The following is a 21,621-nucleotide window of genomic DNA, read 5'->3' as shown; positions in this document are numbered from 1 at the left end:
CGGACAGCCCGCGGCCAAGATCGCCGAGCGACCGGCAGCCCCTCTCATCCTGAAAGGATCAGCAAGGCCGACCATGGCCGAGCCGTTCCCTTCTCGACTGGCCTGCGCCTTGTCAGTACCGCCGACCCCGTTCGCGCAGGCGGCGGTTGCGCGCCGCTCGTCGTCGAGCTTCCTCCTTACGCGCCCGCTCGGCAGCCGCTCGGGCGCGCTCAGCTTCTGTATGCTCCCGCTCGGCTCCCGCTCGGGCTCGTCGCCGCGCCTCGGCGTCCGGGTCCTCGGCGTCTGGGTCCTCTGCGTCATACGGGGTCTGGAACCGCCTCTGCTCGTCGGACCGCGGAGGAGGTGGCGCGTCCGTCCGCCAGGTATGTCCGCCGGACTGCGGCGTGTCCTGCTCGGCTCGCGCGAACGGCCCAGGAGTAGGCGGCTCGGCCCGACTCCCGGCTCGGCCACCGGCGATCCACCGGCGCAACGCGACGCAGGCGGCCGGCGGCCCGAGGAACAGCGAGAGCAGCCACAGCATGACGACCGTGGACCAGAGGGTGCCGTGGGGCCAGGGGTCTGGCAGAAGCGATCCCAGCAGCACCATCAGTACGACCAGCGCCAGCCAGGTGGCGACGACCACGGCCGCCGCCCGAGCGGCAGCCACCACGTACCCCACAGCTCCCCCTCGTGGCAGTATCGGCAGCGGAGCGCGCCCGCAACGGATCGCCTACCGTTCGTCGTTACTCCTGACGCAGCAGCACGCTCACCCTGTCCTACCCGTTCGCTGAGAGGTTATCTGCGGTTCAGGTGCGCCAAAGGAACACGGCTGAGTGTCGGCGGCAGCGACCTGGGGATACTCCGGCTCCCACCGGACTCGGCACGCCGTGGACAACGACCCCAGAGCGTCCGACGTGGCGGCCGGCTCGGGCGCTGCCACCTCGATCGGCTGCCGCTCCACCCGCAACGCGGGCCCTCTTGACACGGCTACTTGGCCGGCGCCGCACGTGTTCCGGCTGCTGGACGTGCTCGGCGTGGGCGACGTCGGCCGCAACCTCCTGACGACGGGCCGGAGTTGGCAGGCCTGGACGGCCCCCGGACGGGCCGCCGGCGAAGCGGGACCTACGCCGCCCCGGTGGGGACTGAGCGGACCGGCCGGGCGGGGCCGAGTGCAAGGCCCCGCCCGGAGGTGTCGGGTGCGGGCGGACGCTACTTGGCAGTGCGTTCGTTCAGGCAGAGGATGTTCCCCTCGCTGTCCTTGAACCAGGCCGCGCGCATGCCGTCGTCCTCCGCGACGCCGTCGACGGTCTTCAGGCCCGGGAAGTCGTAGTCCTCGAACGTCACACCGCGGCCGCGCAGCGCCGCCATCTCGGCGTCGAGGTCGGTGACCTTGAAGCTGGCGAGCGTGTGGGCCGCCTGCCCGCCGCTGGGCGTCTCGTAGATGCCGAACTCCGTGCCGCCGCATTCGAAGCCGAGCTCCCGCGGGTTCTCCTCGGTGAGCTTCAGGCCGAGCGTGTCGGTGTAGAAGCTCTTGGCCCGGGCCAGATCGGTGGCCGGGATGATGGACACCAGTGGTGCGTCTCCAAGCATTTCCATCGCCTCCTCCCTCCAGGCTAGGTGCGCCGACGCCCGACCGCCCAGGGTGCCCGGTGACCGGATCCGGCTGTACCCGGAAGGTGACCGGCTGTTGCGCCGGGGCCCGTCACCAGCCGTGCGGTATCCGCTCCAGCACGCCGTCGCCGAACAGGTCGTACAGCGGCAGCGTCTCCAGGTGCACATAGCCGATGTGGCAGTCGCAGACCGGCGACGGGCAGGCGCGCGGCTGGAGCCGGGAGCGGTACGAGCCGTCGTAGAGGTTGCCGAGGACGTCCCGGACGAAATGGCAGCGGCGGACGGTGCCGTCGCCGTCCACCGAGAGCACCGACTCGCCCGTGCGGCAGGGGCGGCCGCCGCTCGGGTGGGCGTGTCGGCTGTAGCCGAAGTGCGGGTCGAGCGCCGTCCAGTCGGCGGCCTCGGCGTTGGTGTAGACGCGGCCCTCGGCGGCGTTGACCCACAGGTAGACGCCGGGGGAGAGTTCGTCGCGCAGCCGCCGCGCCCCGGCCAGGTGCTCGGGCTGCCCGACCACGCCGACGCTGTACCGCACCCCGAGGGCGTCCAGTTCGCGGCACTTGGCGAGGAAGCGGTCGTGGGTGACCTGCCCCGGGTGGTACGTCACCCAGAGTGCGAGGGTGGCGCGGTCGGCCTCGGCCAGCCAGTCGGTGCGGCAGCTGAGGTTGGTCTGGACGGCCACCCGCCGGACGTGCGGCAGCCGGCTCAGATCGACCAGCGCGCGCCGGTACCAGGACCGGACCAGCGCCTCGCCCCAGGGCGTGAACAGCAGGGACAGGGTGTCGCTCGTCTCCCGCCGCCCCGCGACCCACGCGGTGAACCGCTCCAGCGCGGCGCGGTCGGTGCGCAGCTGCTCGGGCGTGTCGCGCCGCTTGGCGAACGGGCAGTACGGGCAGTCGTAGTCGCAGGAGGCCAGCGGGCCCCGGTAGAGCAGGCTCAGGTCGAGCCCCCGGTCGGCGGGGTCGGTCGGGGTGGCCGCGTCGGTCTGGGCGGTCGGGGCGGCGGGTGGGGCCGCGGGCATGCCGAGGAAGGTCATTTCGCCTCGTACTCGGCCATCAGGGTGCGGACCTCCGGCGAGAAGAGCATCGGACCGACCGCGTCCGAGTGGGCCAGCCCCTCGGGGGAGAGCACCAGCCGCTTCGGGTCCTCCGCGAGCCAGCCGCGGGCCGCGAACCCGGCCAGCTCGGTGGGGAAGTCCTCGGCGGGTGTGCGGCCGAAACGGGCGCGGTACTCGGCCAGCGGCATGCCCTCGGCCTGCAGCAGCGACTGCACGAGGTGGCGGCGGCGGATCTCGTCCGGTGTCATCAGGCGTCCGACCTCGGCGCGGCCGAAGTCCTCGGTGGCCACGTAGCTGTCGATGATGCCCCGCACCTCGGTGGCGCTCACCGCGTAGTCGAAGGAGTAGTGCAGCTGCGAGGTGTACGAGCGGGCGCCGCAGCCGAGGCCGACCATGCCGTCCGTCTGGCAGGCGTACTCGCTGCTCCCGGCCTGCGGGGAGGCGGCGCGGCGGAACATCCGCATCGACACCTGCTGGTAGCCCTGGGCGAGCAGGTGGTCGCGGCCGACGCGGTAGAGGGCGAGCCGGCGGGCGTCCCAGGCGGCCGGGCTCTCCTGCTCGCCGCGGCGGGCGAGACCGGTCAGCGGCCGTACGTACAGCGGGTAGAGGTACAGCTCCTCGGGCTGCCAGGCCAGGGCGGCGTCCAGCGACCGCAGCCAGCCGGCCTCGCTCTGGCCGTCGATGCCGTAGATCAGGTCGATGTTGAGGATCGGGAACCCGGCCGTGCGGATCCGCCCGAGGGCGGCCTCGACATCGGCGCGCCGCTGCGGGCGGACGGCCGAGCGGGCCTCGTCGTCCAGGAAGGACTGCACGCCCAGGCTCAGCCGGGTGGTGCCGCGGGCGGCGAGGACCTCCAGGCGGTCGGAGGTGGCGGTGGCAGGGGAGGCCTCGACGGAGAGCGGTATCGACTCCAGACGGGCGCCCATCCGGTGTTCGGCGATGTCGCAGAGCCGTTCCAGTTCGGCGGCCGTCAGGTAGGTGGGCGTGCCGCCGCCGAACGCGGCGAGCGCGAAGCGGGCGTCGCCGTCCAGCGCCTCGCGGACGGTGGCGGCCTGCCGGTCGAGCGCGTCCAGGTAGGCGGTGGTCAGGCCCTCGGGGCTGCCGATCCGGGTGAACAGGTTGCAGAAGCCGCAGCGCACCTCGCAGAACGGGATGTGCAGGTAGAGCGAGAGCGCGTGCTGCGGCTCACCGGCCCACTGCGCGGACAGCGCGGGGCGCTCCGGCAGCGGCCGGTACGCCGTCTTGTGCGGGTAGGCGTAGACGTACGACTGGTAGGGCGACTCCGGCGCCGTGGTCATGCGGTCTCCTCGGCGGTGTGCGGTGCCGCGCTGGCGGGTGCCGGCGCGGCGGTGTGCGGTGACAAGGGGATGGTGAAGTGGGCGTACGGGACCGTCCAGACCACCTCGTGGCCGATCCGGTGGCCGGTGTAGCCGTCCTCGCCGTACGCCGTGCCGTGGTCGGAGCAGACGATCGCGAAGCACGGCCGCCGTGCGCTCATCGCGGCGAACAGTCGGCCGATGTGGGCGTCCACGTACTCCAGGGCGGCGGCGTGGCTCTCCCGGGAGTCCCCGTGCTCGCGGGTCGCGCCGGGCAGGTGGAACCAGTTCGGCTGGTGCAGCGCCGCGACGTTGACGAACAGGAAGAGCGGCTGGTCGGCGGGCTGCGCCGCGGCGACCTGCTCGGCACGGGCGACCTGCGCCTCGAAGGAGGTCGGGGAGGGCACGCCCATGGCGGGCTCCCAGTGGCTCTCCTGGAACAGGCCGGGCAGGACCGAGCCGAGCGGGCCCTGCTTGTTGAAGAAGCCGACGCCGCCGATGCAGACCGTGCGGTAGCCGGCCGCGGCGAGCGCGCCGGGCAGGTCGGGCGCGTCGAAGACCCAGGTGCGCGGGGCGGTGGTCTCCGACCCGGCGAAGCGCGCGGCGAACAGCCGCGGGTGCGGCCCGTCCGGGGAGGCCGGGGTGGGGAGGAACCCGGCCAGGATGGCCTGGTGCGCGGCGTAGGTGAAGCTGCCGGGGGAGTGCCGTCGCTCCCAGCGGCCGCCGGGCAGGAAGGCCGCGAGGTGGGGGATCCGCCCTGCGGCGGCCAGCTCCTCGGCGACGTCGTAGCGCAGCGTGTCCAGGGTGACGAGCAGCAGGTCGTGACCGCCCACGACGGCGTTCATGTCGGGCGTCTGCTCGGGCGCCTGCTCGGGTGCCCGCTGGGGCGTCTGCGCGGCCGCCTGCCCGGGCACGGCGATCGGGTCGTTCGTCGGGTCGTTCATCGGGTGGTTCACCGGGTTGGTTCCATGGTCGGGTGGCTCTCGTGCCGTCGGTGGGTCGGGAGGTTCTCGTGCGGGCGGCCCGGAGCGCCGGGCGGGGCCTCGGGCCCGCGCAGGGCGGCGATCTGCGCGCCGTAGGTGTCGAGGCCCTCGGCGGGGCCGCCGGGCAGGCCGGTGAGGTTCGGCAGCAGGTCGCCGAAGGCGTTGACCTCGCCGACCAGGGCCCGCCGCCAGTGGGCGGTGGGCAGGACGTCGACGCCGACCATCGGTGAGCGCGGGAAGCAGGCGGCCGCCCGCTCGGCCGTCTCCAACAGGCCGGGCCAGGCGGGACCGGCCGCCTCCCGGGCCAGGTCGAGGCTGCCCCGGGCGCCGCCGAGGTGCAGGTTGGTCATCGGCTGACCGCTGGTCCGCACCACCACGTGGGTGGCCCGCCCGGCGACCACCACCACGCGCAGGTCCGCCGAGCGGCCGGACTGGGTGGACTTCGGGATCCACTGCTCGACGTGCAGGCCGTCCGGTGCGAGACGGTCGACCAGCTCGGCGGCCTCCCGCTCGCTCCGGTAGCGGCGGACCCGCAGCGAGTTGTGCAGCCGTCCGTCGGCCAGCTGCACCGAGGTGGTGGCCAGCACCTGCCCGCGCGGGCCGAACTCCAGTGCCACCACCCCGGATGCGGACGAGCCGTGCGCGGGCTTCACGAAGACCCGGCGCAGCCCGGCCGCCCGCAGCCGCTCACAGAGGTCGTCCCAGCCGGACACCCCCGGGTCGAGGGCCCGGGGCACCGGCACCCCGGCGGCGGCCAGCCGTGCGTGCGCCAGGCGCTTGTCGAACATCACGGCGATCTCCTCCGGCTCGCCGAGCAGCCGGACGCCCGGCACGCGTGCGAGACCGCGCAGGGCCGCCATCACCCCCGCGTACCAGGCCGCGCCGCCCTCCACCCTGGTCGGCGCGTAGGAGGCGCCGAGGGCGGGCCCGCGCAGCAGCTCGTCCACCGCCTCCTCCTCGCCGGGCGACTCGATCCGCAGCACGCTGCCCTCGGGCAGCCGGTACGTGCCGCGCAGCACGTCGATCCAGGGCAGCACGGCCGGCTCGGGCAGCCCGGCGGCCCGGGCGGCGGCGGCGAACAGCGTCACCCGCCGGTGCCCGGGGTTGCCGAGGACGGTCAGTCGTGTGGTGGTCGCGTCGTTCATCCTGGTCCGCTCACTGTGGTTCCTGTCGGGAGGCCTGCGGGGCCGGCCGCCCGGCTGCGGGCCCGGCCGCCCGGTGCCCGCCCGGCCGTCCGGCGCCGGGCCCGGCCGACTCCCGGTGCCGAGCGGCTACTCGGCGACCGCGACGTACCAGTCCTCGGGGTCGTCCTCGTGGTTGGCGTGCCCGAGGTCGACGGCGACGCCCGGCAGGGACTCCTGCAGCCGCTTCTGCAACTCCTCCGTCAGGTAGTGGTGGTGCAGGTCGAGCGCGCGCAGGTGGGTGAGCGGCTGGCCCTCGATCAGCGCGGCGGCGCCTTCGTCGCCGAGCATGCCCATCGACAGGCTGAGCGAGTCGAGCTGTGCGACGACCGGTGCGTGGGCCACGGCGGCGGCGATCTCGTCCTGGTACTCGCTGTTCTGCAGGCCGAGGTGGCGCAGGGCCGGGAACCGGGTGCCGTCGAGGAGGGGCGCCAGGTCGTCGATCGTGGAGTCGCCGCCGTACTCGTCCACGCCGAGCCAGAGTTCGAGCCGCTCCAGCGCGGGGAGCTCGGAGCCGGCCACGGCGCGGACGACCGCGGAGGGAAGGCCGCCGGCCTCGAAGCCCAGCGCGCGCAGCCGGTCGTGCCGGACCGGCCTGAGCCCCAGCTTGCCGCCGCCGCGCACCCGGAGCTCCTCCAACTGCGGGAAGGACTCCAGCGCGGAGGTGACGTCGCACATCTCCAACCAGGAGATCTCGCACTCGTCGTACGTCACGTCGCCGATGAACAGCGCCCGGAGTGCGGGCAGCCGCCCGGCGTCGCGCACCACGGCGTCGAGCGCGTCGTCCAGTGCGTCGTAGGAGTTCTGCCACCACGGGCCGATCACCAGGGCCCGGACCCCGGCCGGGTCCACCTCGGCGAGGAAGGCCGACCACACGGTGGCGAAGTCGTCGGCGGAGTCGTAGGCGAGCGCGATCCGCCAGGCGGCCTCGCCGGGCGCGGGCTGCGCGCGGGGGTGGTCCGGGTCGTTCGGGAAGTCGAACACCGGCAGTCCGTGGAACTGCTCGATGTGGTGGTTGACGGTCACACGGGCTCCTGCACCTGGGCGTGGACGAAGGCGGGCGGCGGGTGGACGGCTGCTCAGTTGCTCGGCTACTCGGCGACGGCGACGTAGCGCCACTCGTCGTCCGGTCGGCCGGCCCCGGAGAGGTCGACGTCGACGCCGGGCAGCGCCTCCCGGAGCCGCTGCTGCAACTCCTCCGTCAGGTAGTGGTGGTGCAGGTCGAGCGAGCGCAGGTGGGTGAGCGGCTGACCCTCCAGCAGGGCGGTGGCGCCCTGGTCGGTGAGGACGCCCATCGACAGGTTGAGCGACTCCAGCCGGGCCACCACCGGGGCGTGGGCCGCGGCGGCGGCGATCTCGTCCTGGTACTCGGCGTCCTGGAGACCGAGGTGGCGCAGCGCGGGCAGCGCGGTGCCGGTGAGGAAGGGTGCCAGGTCGTCGATCGTGGAGTCGCCGCCGTACTGGTCCACGCCGAGCCAGAACTCCAGCCGCTCCAGGAGCGGGAAGTCGCAGGCGGCGACGGAGCGGACCACGGTGGCCGGCAGGCCGCCCGACTCCAGGCGCAGCGCCCGCAGGTGCTCGTGCCGGACCGGCTGGAGCGACAGGCCGACGCCGTCGTCCCCCTCCTCGCAGGACCCGCGCACCACCAGCTCGGCCAGCAGCGGGAACGACGTCAGCAGCGGCGTCATGTCGGCCATCGGCAGCCAGGAGATCTCGCACTCCTCGCTGATGATGTCCCCGACGAACAGCGCGCGCAGCGCGGGCAGCCGCCCGGCCGCGCCGACGATCGCCTGCAACGGCTCGGCGAAGCTGTCCGGCTCGTCCGGCGACCAGAGCCCGACCACGACCGCCGAGACCCGGCTCGTGTCGACCGCGTCGAGGAACTGCTGCCAGCACTCGGTGAAGGTCTGCGGGGACTCGTACTCCAGGCCGATCTTCCAGGCGACGGCGGCCGCGTCCGGCAGCGGGCCGCCCTTCTCTACCGCCTGGACGAAGTCGAGCACGGGGAGGCCGTGGAAGGTGTCGATGTGGGTGTCGACCGTCATGCGCTGCTCCTCGGTGTGTGGGCCGAACAGATGTCTACCAGTCGGCTCCGACAATCCGGTGCCGGGGTCGGTGGTCGGGCGCGTTGTCAGACCCGTGCCCTACGTTCGCGGCGTGGGATTCCGACGCCCGTCGGATCGCCGAGGGAGGGCTGATGTACCGCCAGGGTGATGTGCTGATCGTTCCGGTCGTGGAGAGCGCGGTGCCGCCGCGGGTCGGCGCGCTGGGCGCGCAGCCGCGGGACGCGCGGGGCCGGATGGTGCTCGCGCTGGGCGAGGTCACCGGCCACGCGCACGCCGTGGTGGGCCCGGGGGAGCTGCGCCGCGAGGCCGGGCCGTTCGGTGCCGCCTGGCTGCACCTGCCCGAGGGCGGGCGCGTGGTGCACGAGGAGCACGCGGTGATACCGCTGGCCAAGGGGTGGTACCGGGTGGTGCGTCAGCGCGAGTACGTACCGGGCGCGGTACGGATCGTCGCGGACTGATCCGACAAGGTCGGGCAGGACGGGCCGGGACGACGCCGGGGACCGGCCGAGGGGCGTCTGCCGCCTCGTCCGGTCCCCGGCGTCGTCCGCGGGCCCGCCCTGGGGGCGGGGTCTCAGCCGATCGTCCAGCGCTGCAGCGCGGAGCCGGTGTCCGGCTGCTGGGTGACGAACGCCCCGTCGTTGGCGGAGGCGGTGGTGAGCAGCAGATGGCTCTGCTGGGAGGCGACGCGGTAGCCGCCCGCGACGGCGGTGACGAGCCAGCGCTGGTTGGCGGCGGGCTCCGCGGCGCAGGGCCACTGGATCACCTGGGCGCCGGCGGAGGTGGAGCCGCCGCTGACGTCCATGCAGAGCTTCGACTCGGCGTTGACGATGCGGTAGGCGCCGTCCGGCAGCCGGGTGAAGACCCACTTCTGGTTGGTGCCGCCGGTGGGGCTCCAGGTGATCAGCTGGGTGCCGTTGGCGGTGGAGTGGCCGGGGTCGTCGAGGGCCTTGCCGACGGCGGTCAGGGTGTGGGTCCCGTCGAGCGGCGGGTCGGTGGTGGTGCCGGTGGCGGTCAGGGTGAGCGTCTGCTCGCCCGCGGTGCGGGTGCCGCCGACGGCGTCGCCGGTGGTGTTGGTCCAGCTGCGGACCGCGGTGGTCTCGGCGGGCCGGCCGGCGGCCGAGGAGAGGCCGAGCACCAGGCCGCTGTAGCGGTTGACCAGCTTGACGGTGCCGGTGGCCGTTCCGGTGGAGGAGGTGGACCGGATGACGAACCACTGCTGGCCGACGGTGGGTCCGCCCGCGCCGGCGGGGGCGGCGGTGGGCCGCGCACCCCAGGCCCGGCCGGCGACGGCGGTGGAGTCGACGCCCAGCAGTGCGCCGGTGGCGGCGTTGGCGATCCGGTAGGAGCCGTCACCGTTGGCGGCGAAGCTCCAGGACTCCAGGGCCGAGCCGGTCGCCGTCGGTACCGAGGTGGTGGCGGTGCCGGTGGAGGCCTGGGCGAGGACCCGGCCGTCGGCGTTGCCGATCCGGTAGGTCTTTGCGAGGTCGACCGGCGGGGCCGCGGGGGCGGAGCTCCCGATGGTCACGTCGACGTACTCGCCGGACGCGCCGCCCGAGCAGCCGAACGCGCAGTACGAACGGAAGCTCCTGCCGACGATCGCGGAGCTGGTGCGGTTCGCACCGTCGAGGAACCAGCGGTACCAGGACGCGGTGTGGTAGCCGCCGCTGTCGCCGATCGGGAACCACTTCTGGGACGCGAGGTCGGTGGTGGCGTAGTACTGCTGGGGCGCCGACCCGCTCTGGTCGACCGCCTGCGGCTCGCCGATGTAGAGGCCCAGGTAGGCGTTGAAGGTGATGTCCATGACGAACAGCGGTGAGGTGGCGGGCATCCGGCCGGCCGCGACCTGCTGGGCCACCGTGCCGGTGTTCGCCGGGTCGTACTCCCCGGAGACCGGGGTGTAGCCGTCGGGGTGGGTGGCGTCGACGGGGACCATGTTGCTCTCCCGGCCGCCCACGCCGGGCTGCGACCAGGCTCCGTCGTACCACTTCTGCCATGAGCCGGGCGCCATCTTGGCGGAGATCGGCGCGCGGGCCACGTGCTCGTGGAAGGCCTTCCAGCCGCCGCTCTTCTCGACGATCCGCGAGCCGTAGAAGACGTAGAAGTAGCCGGAGGCGGTGTCGACGAACAGCCGCTGGTCGCCGTCGCCGTAGTCGTAGGTCTGGTTCGGGAACGCCGTGGTGTCGCCCCGCTTCGTGCTGTAGGGCGAGGTGATGACGTGGTCCCTGATGGTCCAGGTCCGGCCCTGGTCGGTGGAGACCGCGTAGTCGACGGCGTCGTAGTGCAGGCCGTCGCCGAAGGGCTGCGGGGTGAACTCGTTGTGGACCAGCCCGTACCAGTGGCCGGTGTCCGGATCGACCCAGACGCCGGACAGGTCGCAGAAGTTCTTCTGGGCGTAGCCCGACCCGGCGGGCGGGAAGGTCGCCTCCCGGCCGGTCGGGCTGTTGTTGCAGCGCCAGGTGGTGTCGTTGTTCCGGTCGTCGGGGTTGGCGGGGTTGACCGCGTCGCTGATCGCGGCGGACCGGGTGGCGCTGTCGAAGTCCTTGCCGCTGAAGAAGTCCCAGTACCGGGGGTCGCTCGCGCCGTAGAGCGCGGCGGACTGCTGGAAGTAGAACGTGCCGTCCTTGTCGACGTACGGGACGGCGGGGGTGTCGGTGGGGTGGGCGTACCGGGTGGGCGCACTGACGCTCACGGTGTACGAGGCGTCGGCCGGGGCCGCCGACGCGGTCGGGGCGATGCCCGTGCTCAGTGCCAGGAGTGCCGGGGCGAGGGCGGCGGCGAGTGCTCTGCGGGGTGGGGCGGACACGAGGGCTCCTTCGGTGCTGCACCGCTGGGGGACAGGAGGGGGTCGGGTCTCCGGCCCGGCGGCCGTCGGGGCGGGGCGCGACGGACCGAGCCTGCAATGGCATGCAGTATCCGGCCCCCTTGCACGCAACTGTCAACACCTCTGAGCAAATATCTGCGCACACGGGTTCCTCTGGATGTCCAAAGATGCTTGAATCGAGTCAGAAAGAAGCAGTTATCAGCAACAAGCATTGATGGAGGTGGCCGATGGCGACCCATGTCGAGGCCGAGATCGCCAGCCAGCCCGACTGCTGGCGCCGGGCGGCGGAACTCGCCGCGCAATCCCGCGGACTGCCGGAGACCGGTGAGCGGGTCGCGGTGATCGGCTGCGGGACCTCGCTGTTCATGGGACAGGCGTACGCCGCCCTCCGGGAGTCGAGCGGACAGGGCGTCACGGACGCCTTCGCCGCCTCCGAGTTCCCGGGCGTGCGCTCCTACGACCGCGTGATCGCGCTGACCCGCTCCGGCACCACGACCGAGGTCCTGACCCTGTTGGAGCGCGTGGCCGGACAGGTCAGGACCTCGGCCGTCACGGCCGACCCGGACACCCCGGTGATGGCCGCGGCCGACGATGTCACCGTCCTGGACTTCGCCGACGAGCGGTCCGTGGTGCAGACCCGGTTCGCGACCACGGCCCTGACCCTGCTCCGCGCCCACCTCGGCCTGCACACCGAGGCGGTCGAACGCGACGGCCGCCGGGCCCTGGCGGAGCCGCTGCCCGAAGGCCTGCCGGACCGCACCCAGTTCACCTTCCTCGGCACTGGCTGGACGGTCGGGCTGGCGAACGAGGCCGGCCTCAAGCTGCGCGAGGCCGCCCTCGCCTGGACCGAGGCCTACCCGGCCATGGAGTACCGGCACGGCCCGATCAGCATCGCCGCGCCGTCCACCGCCACCTGGATGCTCGGCCCCGCACCGGCCGGTCTGGCCGAGCAGGTGCGGGGCACCGGCACGCAGTGGATCGAGGGCGGGCTCGACCCGCTCGCGGAGCTGGTACGCGTCCACCGGCTGGCCGTGGCACTCGCCGCCGCCAGGGGACTGGACCCGGACCAGCCGCGCAACCTGACCCGCTCCGTGGTCCTCGCCGGCTCATGACCGCGCAGCGCCGGGTCGTCGCCGTGGACGTCGGCGGCACCGGCATCAAGGCGGCGCTGCTGGACCGCCGGGCGGCCGTCCACCACCGGGTGCGGCGCGCCACCGGGCGCGAGCACGGCCCCGAGGCCGTCGTCGCCACCATCGTCGACCTGGTCGCCGACCTGCTGCGGCAGGCCGCCGAGCAGGGCGCCGAGGTCGACGCCGTCGGCCTGGCCGTACCGGGCATCGTCGACGAGGACACCGGGACGGGCGTCTACTCCGCCACCATCGGCTGGCGGGACGTCCCCTTCCGGGACCTGGTCGCCGAACGCACCGGCCTGCCCGCCGTCGTCACCCACGACGTCCGGGCCGGCGGCCTCGCCGAGGCCCGACTCGGCGCCGGGCGCGGCACGGAGAGCTTCCTGTTCGTCCCGGTCGGGACGAGCATCGCGGCCGCCGTCATGACCGCAGGCCGCGCCCTGCCCGGCGCACACCACCGGGCCGGCGAGATCGGCCACCTCGTGGTGCGGCCCGGCGGGGAACGCTGCGCCTGCGGCGCCCGGGGCTGCGCCGAGACGTACGCCTCGGCCGCCGCCGTGGCCCGGCGCTACACCGAGGCCACCGGACGACCCACCCCCGCACCCGAGGTGGCCCGGCTCGCCGCCGAGGGCGACCGGGTGGCGCGGGCCGTCTGGAACGAGGCGGTCGACGCCCTCGCCGACGCCCTGCTGACGGCCGTCCTGGTGCTGGACCCGCCGCTGGTCGTGCTGGGCGGCGGCCTCGCCGAGTCCGGCGAGCAGCTGCTCACCCCACTGGCCGCCGCCCTGGCCGAGCGCGCCCGGATCCAGGCCGTGCCACGGCTTGCCCCGGCCGCACTCGGGGACGGCGCCGGCTGCCTCGGGGCCGGCCTGCGGGCACTGGACGCGGTGGCGGGCGGCCCGGCCCCGGAGCGGAGCCCGGCAACGTGATCGTCACCGTCACACCCAACCCCGCACTGGACATCACCTACGGCCTGCCCGCGCTGCGCCCGCACACCAGCCACCGGGTGGCCGCCGTCCACGAACAGGCCGGCGGCAAGGGCGTCAACGTGGCGAGGGTGCTGCACGCCCTGGGCCGCCGCGCCACGGCGGTCCTGCCGCTCGGCGGGCCCGCCGGAGCGGCGGTGCGGGCCGACCTCGACCGGGCCGGCATCCCCTGCCTGGGCGTCCCGCTGGCCCCCGACGCGTCGACCCGGCGGACCGTCGCCGTGGTCGACGACACCGACGCGACCGTGCTGAACGAGCCCGGACCAGAGCTCTCCACCGAGCACTGGGCCGCGCTGCGCACCGCGGTCCGGGGCCTGCTCCCCACCGCCCGGGCGCTGGTCCTCTCCGGCAGCCTGCCCCCGGGCGTGCGGCCCGGGGCGTACGCCGACCTGGTCCGCCTCGCCCACGAGCACGGCGTGCCGGTCGTCCTTGACGCCGACGGCGCGGCGCTCACCGAGGCGCTGGACGCCCGGCCCACCGTCGTCAAACCGAACGCGGTCGAGCTGCGGCACGCCACCGGCATCGCCGACCCGCTCCACGCGGCCCGGGCGCTGGCCGACCGGGGTGCCAGGGCGGTGGTCGCCTCGCTCGGCCCCGACGGACTGCTGGCGGTGACCCCGGACGGCACCTGGCGGGCCCGCCTCCCCCCGGAGACCGTGGTGCGCGGCAACCCGACCGGGGCGGGGGACGCGGTGGTCGCGGCGCTGGCCGCGGCCCTCGCGGACGGCGCGCCCTGGCCGCAGGCGCTGACCCGCGCGGTGGCCCTGTCGGCCGCCGCCGTCCAGGCGCCGTACGCCGGCCGGTTCGACCCGCAGGCCTACCGCCGCCACCTCCCCCTGGTCCGGATCCTCCCGGCCGCGCCCTCCCACGGCCCGGCCACCCCGACTCCGTCGGCTCCTCCGGCCACTCCCGCCACCCCGACTCCGTCGGCCGCCCCCACCACTCCCACCACCCCGACTCCGTCGGCTCCTCCGGCCCGAAGCGGCCGCCACCCTCAGGAGAACCCCCATGCCCCTGGCAGCCACCGGTGACCTGGTCACCCGGGCCGCGGCCCGGCACGGCGCCGTCGCCGCCTTCAACGTCATCACCCTGGAGCACATCGAGGCCGTCGTCGCCGCCGCCGAGGCCGCCCGCGCACCGGTGATCCTCCAGGTCAGCGAGAACGCGGTGCGCTTCCACGGCGGGCGGCTGGCCCCGCTCGCCGCCGCCGCCGTGCAGTGCGCAGAACCGAGCACCGTCCCGGTGGCGCTCCACCTGGACCACGTCACCACCGGTGACCTGCTCCACGAGGCCGCCGACCGCGGGTTCGGCTCGGTGATGTTCGACGCCGCGCACCTGCCCTACGCCGAGAACGTCGCGGCCACCCGCGAGGCGGCCGCCTGGGCGCACGCCGCCGGGCTCTGGCTGGAGGCCGAACTCGGCGAGGTCGGCGGCAAGGACGGCCGCGGCCCGCTGCCCGCCCACACCCCCGGCGCCCGTACCGAGCCCGGCGAGGCGAGGCGCTTCGTCGAGGAGACCGGCGTGGACGCCCTCGCCGTCGCCATCGGCAGCTCCCACGCCATGACCTCCCGCGACGCCCGGCTGGACCACGACCTGCTCCGCGCCCTGCACGACGCCCTCGACGTCCCGCTCGTCCTGCACGGCTCCTCCGGCGTACCCGACGAGGAACTGCGCCGGGCCGTCCGGGGCGGCATCGCCAAGGTCAACATCGGTACCGCCCTGGGCGCCGCCATGACGGCCGCCGTCCGGGCCCACCTGGCGGGCGACGAGCGGACCGTCGACCCCCGGTCGTACCTGGCCGCGGGCCGTGGAGCGATCATCGAGGCCGCCGGCCGACTCCTGCCGACCGTCACGCCGGCGACCGTCACACCGCCGACCGTCACACCGGCGACCACCGCGTGAAGCGGCCGGCCGGTCCGCCACCGGAGCGCGGACCGGCCGCCGCCCGCCCCGCACCCACGAGGACCACCCATGATCCAGATCTCCCCGACCGGGTTCACACTCGACGGACGCCCCCTGCGCCTGCTGTCCGGAGCCCTGCACTACTTCCGCAGCCTGCCCGAGCAGTGGCCGCGCCACCTGCGGATGCTGCGGGCGATGGGGCTCAACACCGTCGAGACCTACGTCCCCTGGAACCTGCACGAGCCGCGCCCGGGCGCCCACGACTTCACCGGCATCGCCGACCTGGAGGCCTTCCTGCGGGCCACCGCGGACGCCGGCCTGCACGCGATCGTGCGCCCGAGCCCCTACATCTGCGCCGAGTGGGAGAACGGCGGCCTGCCCTGGTGGCTGCTCGCCGACCGGAACCTGCGGCCGCGCACCAGCGACCCCCGGTTCCTCGCCCATGTCGACCGCTGGTACGACACGCTGATCCCGATCATCGCCGGGCACCAGACCACCCGCGGCGGCAACGTCCTGATGGTCCAGATCGAGAACGAGTACGGCTCCTACGGCACCGACCGAGCCTACCTCGCCCACCTCGCCGACGGCCTGCGCGCCCGGGGCATCGACGTCCCGCTGTTCACCTCCGACGGGCCCGAGGACTTCTTCCTCACCGGCGGGACCGTCACCGGCCACCTCGCGACCGTCAACTTCGGCAGCCGCGCGACGGAGGCCTTCGCCGAGCTGCGCCGCCACCGCCCCCAGGACCCGCCGATGTGCATGGAGTTCTGGAACGGCTGGTTCGACCACTGGGGGGAGAAGCACACCACCCGCCCCGCCGAGGACGCCGCCGCGGCCCTGCGCGAGATCCTGGCGGCCGGGGCGTCCGTCAACCTCTACATGGCCCACGGCGGCACCAACTTCGGCACCTGGGCCGGCGCCAACACCGCCGACCCCCGCACCGGTCGGCAGTACCAGCCGACCGTCACGTCCTACGACTACGACGCCCCCCTGGACGAACGCGGCGCCCCCACCGCCAAGTTCTGGGCGTTCCGCGAGGTCCTGTCGGCCTACGCGGACGGCCCGCTGCCGCAGCCCGAGGAACTCCCGCCCACCCTGGCGCCGTGCCGGATCGAACTCGACCGGTACCTGCCGCTGGCGGACGTCGTGGACCGGCTGTCCACCGGGGAGGTCCGATCCGCCGTCCCGCCCAGCTTCGAGGAGCTCGGCCTCCAGCACGGCCTGGTCCGCTACCGGACCACCATCCCCGGCCCGCGCACCGACCACCCGCTGACCGTGGAGGGGCTCGCCGACCGGGCCCACGTCCGCGTCGACGGCACCCACCTCGCCACCTTGGAACGCGACGCCGAGCACGAGCCGCTGCGGGTGCCGGTACCCGCCGAGGGCGCCCGCCTGGAGCTCCTGGTCGAGTCGATGGGCCGGGTCAACTACGGCGCCGGGATCGGGGACCGGAAGGGCGTCGCCGCCGTCCTGCACACCCAGCAGCACCTGCACGGCTGGAGCGCCGACCCGATCCCGCTGGCCGACGGCACCCCCGCCCGGCTCCCCTGGGACACCGCAGGCCCCCCGGCGGACCGCCCCGGCCCGTCCTTCCACCGCGGTGAGTTCGAGGTCGAGGAGCCGGCCGACGGCTACCTCGCGCTGCCCGGCTGGACCAAGGGCTACGTCTGGGTCAACGGCTTCCTGCTCGGCCGCTACTGGGACCGCGGTCCCCAGCGCACGCTGTACCTGCCCTGGCCGGTTCTGCGCAGCGGCCGCAACGAGATCGCCGTCCTCGAACTCGACCGGTGCGCGGAGCCCGCCGTGCACCTCGTTTCCCGGCCCGACCTCGGCTGACGGCCGCCGCCCGACCGGCCGGGACACGGCGCGCCACCCGGCGGGCCGTGTCGAAACCGAGACCGCTTCGTGCTCCGAACCCCTAGGAAGATGCTCACTATTGAGCAATACTGCTCGATAGTGAGCACCTGGGAGCAGCGTGGCGATTCGGCGGACACGCGACCACCCGCCCCCGCGGCCTGGCCCGGCCCCCGCCCGGCGAGGCGGCGGCCGACCCGCGGCGGCACTCCCGGCGGGTTCCCGCCCCCGAAACCCCAGCCCCTTCCGCCGACCCCCCACCCAGCCCGGACCCGCCCGCGCCGACCGCCCCCACCCGGCGCCGTGCCGCGGCGACCGAGGGCCCGTACACGCAAAGGACCAGATCCATGGCGAAGACACGAATCCGCACCCGCATCCTGACCGCGGCCGCCGCGCTGCCGCTGCTCGCCGGCGTCGCGGCGTGCGGATCCGGCGGCGACGGCCCGTCCGGGGCCGACGGGTCCGCCGACGTCACCTTCTGGGGCTGGGCACCCGGATACGAGGAGGCGGTCGCGCAGTTCAACGCGGGCCACCCCGGAGTCCACGTCACCTTCGAGAAGATCGTCCCCGGCAGCAAGGGCGGCTACGCCAAGATCTTCGCGGCCGTCAAGGCCGGCAACGCGCCCTGCCTGGCCCAGGTCGGGTACGAGTCGCTGCCCAGCTTCGTCGTGGAGGGCGCCGTCCAGGACGTCAGCGGCGAGAGCGGGCAGTACCAGCCGCAGTACGGCGAGGGCGCCTGGAACGCGGTGAAGGTCGGCGGCCGGGTGTACGGCATCCCGGTGGACATGGGGCCGATGGCGCTCTACTACCGCACCGACCTGTACGCCCAGTACGGCCTGAAGCCGCAGGTCACCTGGGAGGAGTTCGCCGCGGACGCCGCCAAGGTGCGGGCCGCCAACCCGAACGGCTACCTGAGCGTGTTCAGCCCGGACGACCCGTGGTGGTTCGCGGGCATGTCCGCCCAGGCCGGCGGCAGCTGGTTCGGCACCGACGACAAGGGCTGGAAGGTCTCGCTGGCGGGCGACCCGGGCACCGCCAAGGTCGCGAAGTACTGGCAGGGCCTGGTCGACAAGGGCCAGATCAAGTCCGAGCAGAGCTTCAGCCCCGACCTGTACAAGGACCTGCAGGACGGCACGCTCGCGGCCTACCCCGGCCCGGTCTGGTTCTCCTCCACCCTTGAGCAGAACGCGGCACAGGCGGCCGGCAAGTGGGCGGTGGCCCCGATGCCGCAGTGGCAGGACGGCGCCAAGTCGACCGGCAACGACGGCGGTTCGTCCACCGCGGTGGTCAAGGGCTGCAAGAGCACCGCGGCGGCGCTGCAGTTCGCCAACTGGATGAGCACGGACCCGGCCGCCGTCGGCACGCTCGTGGACAAGGCCGGCATCTACCCCGCCTCCACCAGCGGCACCTCGGCGCCGGCCCTGGCGAAGCCGAACGCGTACTTCGGCAACCAGCCGATCTTCGACGTCTTCAAGCAGTCGACGGCGCAGGCCCCCAAGTGGAGCTGGGGCCCGACCATGACCCAGACCTCCAGCGACCTCACCGATGCCTTCGGCGCGGCCGTCGCCGCCCACGGCGACCTGACCGCGGCCCTGGGCACCGTGCAGAACAAGACGGTGGACGCGATGAAGGCCAAGGGGCTGACGGTCACCGCCGGCTGACCGGCCCGCCGGCGGACCCCGCGTCCGCCGGCCCCGGACCGACCACCGCCCGTACGAGAGAGATTCCAGATGAGCGCAGCAACCCAGGTGGTGACGGGCCGTTCCGGCCCCGAGGCCACACCCGCTCGGCGGGGACCGGCCCGCAACCGCGCGGCCCTCGGCTTCCTCCTCCCCTTCGGACTGTTGTTCACCGCCCTGTTCCTGCTGCCCATCGGGTACGCGCTGTGGCAGAGCCTGTTCCGGATCGAGCGCTCCGGCCTCGGCTTCGGCCCGGCCAGGACCGTCTTCGCGGGGCTGGGCAACTACTCCGCCGCCCTGGGGGACGGCTCGTTCGTCGACGGCATCGGCCGGGTCCTGCTGTTCGGCGTCGTCCAGGTGCCGCTGATGCTCGGTCTGGCCCTCGGCCTGGCCCTGCTGATCGACGCGAAGGGCACCCGGCTGCGGAGGTTCTTCCGGCTCGCCTACTTCCTCCCGTACGCGATCCCCGGCGTCGTCGCCACCATCCTGTGGGCGTTCCTCTACCTCCCCGGCACCAGCCCGCTGGTCTCCGGCCTGAAGAACATCGGCATCGACGCCGACTTCCTCTCCCCGGACACCGTGCTGTGGTCGATGGCCAACATCGTCACCTGGACCTGGACCGGCTACAACATGCTGGTCATCCTCTCCGCGCTGCAGGCCATTCCCAGCGACCTCTACGAGGCCGCCGACCTCGACGGCGCCGGGCCCTGGCGGATCGCGTGGCACATCAAGATCCCGCTGGTGGCCCCCGCCCTGGTGCTGACCGGGATCTTCTCGATCATCGGCACCCTCCAACTGTTCACCGAGCCCATGGTCCTGCACTCGCTGGCCTCGACCGTCTCCGCGGACTACACCCCCAACATGGCGGCGTACAACGCGGCCTTCGGCAACAACGACTACGGCAAGGCGGCGGCGATCGCCGTCCTGCTGGCGCTCGCCACCTGCGTGCTGTCCTTCACCTTCCTGCGCCTCTCGGTGCGCCTCACCGGAAACCGGGTGACCGCATGAGCACCAGACTGCAGCGCCGCCCCGCGCCGGCCGGGCCCGCCCAGGCCCGCCGCTCCGCCCGCCGCCCGGCCCCGGCCCGCCGCCCCGGGCCCGACCGCCTGCCGGCCGGGCGCCGCCCACGGGCGAACGTGCTGGGCACGGCCGTCCTGTTCACGCTGTCCGCCTACTTCCTGCTGCCCGCCTGGTGGCTGCTGGTGGGCTCCACCAAGACCAGCAGCGACCTGTTCGGCAGCGGCGGCCTGTGGTTCTCCGACTTCCACCTCGGGGACAACCTGCAGGAACTGGCCACCGCCAACCACGGCCTCTACTTCCGCTGGCTCCTCAACACCGTGCTGTACGCGGGAGTCGGGGCCGCGGCCGCCACGCTGCTCGCGGCGATGGCCGGCTACGCGCTCACCAAGTACCGGTTCCGCGGCCGCGAGGCGGTGTTCAACACGATCCTCGCCGCGGTGCTCGTCCCGGCGCCGCTGCTCGCCCTGCCGGTCTACCTGCTGCTCTCCAAGGCCCACCTGGTCAACACCGTCTGGGCGGTCCTGCTGCCCAGCATGATCAGCCCGTTCGGCGTCTACCTCTGCCGGATCTACGCGGACGCCTCCGTCCCGGACGAGATCCTGGAGGCCGCGCGGATGGACGGCGCGGGGGAGTTCCGGATCTTCTTCACGGTGGTCCTGCGGATCTTCTCGCCGGCGCTGGTGACGGTCTTCCTGTTCCAGTTCACCACCATCTGGAACAACTTCTTCCTCCCGCTGGTCACCCTGTCCGACCAGAAGCTGTGGCCGGTCAACCTGGGCCTGTACTACTGGAACGGGCTCAAGGACCACACCCCGTACAACCTGGTGGTCACCGGCTCCCTGGTCTCGGTCGTCCCGCTGGTCGTCGCCTTCCTGCTGCTGCAGCGCTTCTGGCGCACCGATCTGACGGCGGGCGGCGTCAAGGCCTGAGCCACACACCCTGCGCCGGCACCTCGGCCGACGCCCCCCGCCCGCGCCCCGCCGCCCTCCTTGGGTGGCGGGGCGCGGGCGTTCGCGGGTACCGGCTCAGGCCCGGCGCACCCGCACCCCGCAGTTGGTGAAGGCCTTCTTCTGCGCGTCCGTGAGACCGTCGTCCGTGACCAGGTCGTGGACCTCGGAGAGCGGGCAGATCCGGGCGAACGTCACCTTGCCGACCTTGGTGCTGTCGGCCAGCACCACGGCCCGCGCGGTGCTGCGCAGGAACGCGCGGTCGGTCTGGGCCTCCATCTCGTCGTGCGTGGTGCAGCCCTCCTCCGCCGTCAGGCCGTCCACCCCGATGAAGGCGATGTCCAGGTGGTACTGGGAGAGCATCCGGTCGGCGGCGGGGCCGACCAGTTCGTAGCTGGCCGTGCGGGCGATCCCGCCGATCACCACCAGCCGCACCTCGGGGCGGACGATCAGGTCGGCGGCGATGTTCACCGCGTTGGTCACCACGGTGATACCGGAGCGCTCGGCGAGCACCCGGGCCAGCTCACTGGTGGTCGTGCCGCCGCTGAGGCCCACCACCGCGCCCTCCGGCACGAGTTCGGCGGCCGCCTGGGCGATCCGGCGCTTCTCCTCGCGCTGCTTCTCGCTCCGGTGGCGCAGCGGCAGTTCGAGGTTGACCGAGCCGGTCACCGCGCCACCCCGGGTGCGGTGCAGCAATCCCTGCTCGTGGAGCTCCTGGAGATCGCGGCGGACGGTCGCGGTCGAGACGTCCAGCAGCTCGGCGAGCGCATGCACGTCGGCGCTCCCTGCTTCGGTGACGTGCGAGAGGATCCGGGCGGTGCGATCAGCTTTGAGCATGGCCTGAGTCTAGCCCGCTCGGGCGCCGACTCGCCTGGGTGGGACCGTCTCAGGCGTTCCGGCGGGTCGGCCGCGGCCCTGGCCGCGCGCTCGAAGATGAGTATGATGGCTCGATATCAATCAACTTCACTCACAGCCTGCGGCCGACCGCAGAACCGCCGGAGGTGACCGCGTGACCGCGGACCGAACTGCACTGGCCGGCGCCCGCCTGGTCCTGCCCGGCGGTACCGTCGAGGGCGGCCGGATCACCGTCGA

Annotated in this window: 18 protein-coding genes; 9 read left to right on the top strand and 9 right to left on the bottom strand. The window is 73.8% G+C overall.

The genetic code is table 11. From position 1 onward, the window contains the following. Window positions 1-1,188: 1,188 nt before the first annotated feature. The 7 genes from ACIGZJ_RS25680 to ACIGZJ_RS25650 form a co-directional block, all read right to left on the bottom strand. Window positions 1,189-1,575: a VOC family protein gene (locus ACIGZJ_RS25680; protein WP_392938176.1), complete on the bottom strand. Its 387-nt coding sequence runs from the start codon at window positions 1,573-1,575 to the stop codon at window positions 1,189-1,191. 106 nt (window positions 1,576-1,681) lie between these two features. Further along, window positions 1,682-2,608 (bottom strand): STM4011 family radical SAM protein, encoded by a 927-nt coding sequence (locus tag ACIGZJ_RS25675; protein ID WP_396459418.1) that lies wholly within the window; start codon window positions 2,606-2,608, stop codon window positions 1,682-1,684. 11 nt (window positions 2,609-2,619) lie between these two features. Then, window positions 2,620-3,942: an STM4012 family radical SAM protein gene (locus ACIGZJ_RS25670; protein WP_396459417.1), complete on the bottom strand. Its 1,323-nt coding sequence runs from the start codon at window positions 3,940-3,942 to the stop codon at window positions 2,620-2,622. Beyond that, entirely contained in the window at window positions 3,939-4,805 is an 867-nt protein-coding gene (locus ACIGZJ_RS25665) for an STM4013/SEN3800 family hydrolase (protein WP_396459517.1), read from the bottom strand. Before ACIGZJ_RS25665 ends, ACIGZJ_RS25670 begins: the two co-directional genes overlap by 4 nt. Window positions 4,806-4,912: 107 nt before the next feature. Then, window positions 4,913-6,088 (bottom strand): STM4014 family protein, encoded by a 1,176-nt coding sequence (locus ACIGZJ_RS25660; RefSeq protein ID WP_396459416.1) that lies wholly within the window; start codon window positions 6,086-6,088, stop codon window positions 4,913-4,915. 126 nt (window positions 6,089-6,214) lie between these two features. Continuing rightward, entirely contained in the window at window positions 6,215-7,150 is a 936-nt protein-coding gene (locus ACIGZJ_RS25655) for an STM4015 family protein (protein ID WP_396459415.1), read from the bottom strand. A gap of 65 nt (window positions 7,151-7,215) precedes the next feature. After that, window positions 7,216-8,169 carry an STM4015 family protein gene (locus ACIGZJ_RS25650; RefSeq protein WP_396459414.1) on the bottom strand — a complete coding sequence of 318 codons (954 nt, stop codon included), beginning with the start codon at window positions 8,167-8,169 and terminating at the stop codon, window positions 7,216-7,218. Window positions 8,170-8,321: 152 nt separating this feature from the next. Here ACIGZJ_RS25650 and ACIGZJ_RS25645 point away from each other — a divergent pair, with 152 nt between their 5' ends. Beyond that, a complete protein-coding gene (locus ACIGZJ_RS25645; RefSeq protein ID WP_396459413.1) occupies window positions 8,322-8,648 on the top strand; it encodes a hypothetical protein in 327 nt (108 codons plus the stop codon). Between the two features lie 113 nt (window positions 8,649-8,761). Here the strand turns inward: ACIGZJ_RS25645 and ACIGZJ_RS25640 are convergent, their stop codons facing one another. After that, entirely contained in the window at window positions 8,762-10,993 is a 2,232-nt protein-coding gene (locus tag ACIGZJ_RS25640; RefSeq protein WP_396459412.1) for an RICIN domain-containing protein, read from the bottom strand. Between the two features lie 245 nt (window positions 10,994-11,238). Between ACIGZJ_RS25640 and ACIGZJ_RS25635 the strand changes: the two genes are divergently transcribed. The 8 genes from ACIGZJ_RS25635 (at window position 11,239) to ACIGZJ_RS25600 (ending at window position 20,511) form a co-directional block, all read left to right on the top strand. Next, a complete protein-coding gene (locus tag ACIGZJ_RS25635) occupies window positions 11,239-12,123 on the top strand; it encodes an SIS domain-containing protein (protein WP_396459411.1) in 885 nt (294 codons plus the stop codon). Then, the gene (locus tag ACIGZJ_RS25630) at window positions 12,120-13,070 is read left to right on the top strand and encodes an ROK family protein (RefSeq protein WP_396459410.1); all 951 of its coding nucleotides are present in this window, start codon (window positions 12,120-12,122) and stop codon (window positions 13,068-13,070) included. Before ACIGZJ_RS25635 ends, ACIGZJ_RS25630 begins: the two co-directional genes overlap by 4 nt. Further along, window positions 13,067-14,158: a 1-phosphofructokinase family hexose kinase gene (locus ACIGZJ_RS25625; RefSeq protein ID WP_396459409.1), complete on the top strand. Its 1,092-nt coding sequence runs from the start codon at window positions 13,067-13,069 to the stop codon at window positions 14,156-14,158. Before ACIGZJ_RS25630 ends, ACIGZJ_RS25625 begins: the two co-directional genes overlap by 4 nt. Then, window positions 14,136-15,029, top strand: a complete 894-nt coding sequence (locus ACIGZJ_RS25620; protein ID WP_396459407.1) for a ketose-bisphosphate aldolase — start codon at window positions 14,136-14,138, stop codon at window positions 15,027-15,029. Before ACIGZJ_RS25625 ends, ACIGZJ_RS25620 begins: the two co-directional genes overlap by 23 nt. Before the next feature lie 69 nt (window positions 15,030-15,098). Then, on the top strand, window positions 15,099-16,865 hold the full coding sequence (locus ACIGZJ_RS25615; RefSeq protein ID WP_396459406.1) for a beta-galactosidase family protein: 1,767 nt from the start codon (window positions 15,099-15,101) through the stop codon (window positions 16,863-16,865). A 365-nt stretch (window positions 16,866-17,230) separates the two neighbouring features. Further along, a complete protein-coding gene (locus ACIGZJ_RS25610; RefSeq protein ID WP_396459405.1) occupies window positions 17,231-18,544 on the top strand; it encodes an ABC transporter substrate-binding protein in 1,314 nt (437 codons plus the stop codon). Window positions 18,545-18,613: 69 nt separating this feature from the next. Further along, on the top strand, window positions 18,614-19,570 hold the full coding sequence (locus ACIGZJ_RS25605) for a carbohydrate ABC transporter permease (RefSeq protein ID WP_396459404.1): 957 nt from the start codon (window positions 18,614-18,616) through the stop codon (window positions 19,568-19,570). Then, entirely contained in the window at window positions 19,567-20,511 is a 945-nt protein-coding gene (locus ACIGZJ_RS25600) for a carbohydrate ABC transporter permease (protein WP_396459403.1), read from the top strand. Before ACIGZJ_RS25605 ends, ACIGZJ_RS25600 begins: the two co-directional genes overlap by 4 nt. A 96-nt stretch (window positions 20,512-20,607) precedes the next feature. On the opposite strand, the gene ACIGZJ_RS25595 is transcribed toward ACIGZJ_RS25600, so the two are convergent. Beyond that, window positions 20,608-21,366: a DeoR/GlpR family DNA-binding transcription regulator gene (locus ACIGZJ_RS25595; RefSeq protein ID WP_392938140.1), complete on the bottom strand. Its 759-nt coding sequence runs from the start codon at window positions 21,364-21,366 to the stop codon at window positions 20,608-20,610. Window positions 21,367-21,621 lie beyond the last annotated feature (255 nt).

Origin of the sequence: Kitasatospora sp. NPDC052868 (genome assembly GCF_044547105.1) — a bacterium.
Lineage (GTDB): Bacteria > Actinomycetota > Actinomycetes > Streptomycetales > Streptomycetaceae > Kitasatospora.
This window is presented reverse-complemented; position numbering and strand designations above follow the sequence as displayed.